Genomic DNA, 2,000 nt, shown 5'->3' on the forward strand with positions numbered 1-2,000 from the left:
CGATCACCGGCACGTCATGGACCCCGGCGCTCTCCATAATCTCGCACACCGCCGACAATTGGCCCTTGCCGCCGTCAATCAGGATGAGGTCGGGCCACTCCCCGGTCGACCGATCTGGATCTTCCTTCTCCAGCCGCGCGAACCGCCGCTCGAGCACTTCGCGCATCATCCCGAAATCATCCCCCGGGGTGATGTCCGACTTGATGTTGAACTTGCGGTACGCATTGGTCCGGAATCCCTCCGGCCCGGCGACAATCATCGCCCCGGTCGCATTGGTCCCCATGATATGGCTATTGTCATAGACCTCGATCCGCTTGGGGATCTCGGGCAGTTCGAACGTATCAGCCAGTTCGCGCAGCAGCTTGCCCTGCGTCGTTCCCTCGGCCAGTCGCCGCTCGAGCGCCTCCTCGGCGTTGCGCTTGGCCTGCTCGACCAGCTTGCGCCGGTCGCCGCGTTGGGGCCGCTCGATCGCCACCTTGCGCTCGGCCCGCTCCGACAGCGCCTCCATCAGCAGCTCGACCTCGATCAAGTCGCGGTCGACCAGGATGCGCTTGGGCGGCGGCATATCCTCGTAAAATTGGACCAGAAAGCTCGTGAAAACCTCGTCTTCGGGCACGTCGTTGGTATGCGCCGGGAAGAAGCTGCGATGCCCCCAATTCTGCCCGCCGCGAATGAAGAACGCCTGAATGCACATCTGCCCCGCCGAGCACGCCAGCGCGAAGATGTCGGCATCGCCCAGCCCCTCGGCGTGAACCGTCTGGCTCCCCTGGATATAGGTCAGCGCGCGCAGCCGGTCGCGATAGACCGCCGCCAGCTCATAATCCTGCGCCTCCGCCGCAGCGGCCATCGACTTGCCCAGCTTGGCCTGCACCCCGGTCGACTTGCCGGTCAGGAAATTCTTGGCATCCTCGACCAGCTCGGCATAGGCGGCCTCCTCGATCCGCCCGACGCACGGCGCCGAACAGCGGCGGATCTGATAGAGCAGGCACGGCCGCGAGCGATTGGCGAAAAAGCTGTCGGAACAACTTCTTAGCAGGAACAGCTTCTGCAGCGCGTTAAGCGTCCGCGTGACCGATCCGGCGCTGGCGAACGGCCCATAATATTGCCCCTTCGCCCGCCGCGCCCCGCGATGCTTCTGCACCCGTGCAAAGGCATGATCCTCGCGCAACAGGATGAACGGGAAGCTTTTATCGTCGCGCAGCAGGACATTATAGGGTGGCCGGAAGCGCTTGATCAGCTGCGCCTCGAGCAGCAGCGCCTCGGCCTCGCTGCGCGTCGTGACGATGGTCATCGACCGGGTCTGCGACACCATCCGCAGGAGTCTTTTGGGCAACCGCGCGACCTGCGTATAGCTCGTCACCCGGTTGCGCAGCGTCTTGGCCTTACCGACATACAGCACGTCGCCGCGCGCATCCTGCATCCGGTACACCCCGGGCCGCACTGGTAGCGTTTTCAGCACGTTGCGGATCGCCGCGACCCCGGCCTCCAGATCCGGTCCCTCCGCCCCGCCCCCGCCCTTGACGGTATAGGTCGCCGCCTCCTCGTTAAACCGCGCGGACGCGCCAGGTTGGTCGGGACGATCGGCTTTGGACACGGGGATGATCTAGGGGGTTCGGGCGAAGGTTGCGAGGGGGAAGCTGACCCAATTCCGCCGCCACCCATCCCTCGGACCACTAGCCCGCCACGCCCTTGCCCGTTCGGCGACTAATGTCCGCTATCGACCCATTGCGGACATCGACGCAGGGCTGCATCGTCCCCGCGAAGGAGTAGCAGATGATTTTATTTGCATTGATGCTGGTGGCTCAAAGGGTGGACAGTCCTGCCTCGCCGTATCCACCGGACCCGCCCTGCGCAGATTATACCACTTATGGCATGGTGCAGTGCCTGCAAAGGCAGGCGCTCGTCTGGGACAAGAGGCTGAACAAAGAATACGCGCGCGCGCTCAAGCGCGTATCCCCGCAAGCTCGCCCATCCCTGCGCCGCGCTCAACTGCTTTGGGT

2 protein-coding genes are annotated in these 2,000 nt (G+C 64.2%); one reads left to right on the forward strand and one right to left on the reverse strand.

Features of this window, described 5'->3' with window-relative positions; translation table 11 throughout:
- A partial coding sequence (gene uvrC / locus RMN84_RS03600) for an excinuclease ABC subunit UvrC (RefSeq protein ID WP_309610839.1) occupies positions 1 to 1,594 on the reverse strand: 1,594 nt, incomplete at its 3' end.
- A 179-nt stretch (positions 1,595 to 1,773) separates the two neighbouring features.
- Here uvrC and RMN84_RS03605 point away from each other — a divergent pair.
- A partial coding sequence (locus tag RMN84_RS03605) for a lysozyme inhibitor LprI family protein (RefSeq protein ID WP_309610840.1) occupies positions 1,774 to 2,000 on the forward strand: 227 nt, incomplete at its 3' end.

Origin of the sequence: Sphingomonas sp. (assembly GCF_031380695.1) — a bacterium.
In the GTDB taxonomy this organism is placed as follows: domain Bacteria; phylum Pseudomonadota; class Alphaproteobacteria; order Sphingomonadales; family Sphingomonadaceae; genus Sphingomicrobium.